The 281-nt window shown below is 46.6% G+C and carries 1 pseudogene; it reads left to right on the forward strand.

Annotated features, from left to right (window positions below):
* A pseudogene (locus FKR84_RS13245) lies at positions 1-281 on the forward strand (IS3-like element ISLbl2 family transposase); the annotation flags it as partial.

The raw sequence follows: 281 nt of genomic DNA on the forward strand, positions 1-281 counted from the left end.
GAACCACAAGCGTGTCCACAGGGTATATGTCGCCTTGGGGTTGCCTTTGAGAAGAAAGGTAAAAAAACGACTGCCTGCCAGGATAAAAGAGCCCTTGGAAGTTCCTCACGAGCCCAACGATACTTGGAGTATAGACTTTGCGACCGATGTCCTGGAGAACAAGAGGCGATTCAGATCCTTCAACATTATTGATGACTTTAACAGGGAAGCCTTACATATTGAAGTAGATTTTTCCCTTCCCAGCAACCGTGTGGTCTGGGTGCTAAACCATCTGATAAACC

This window comes from Haloflavibacter putidus (assembly GCF_006546625.1).
GTDB lineage: Bacteria > Bacteroidota > Bacteroidia > Flavobacteriales > Flavobacteriaceae > Mesonia > Mesonia putida.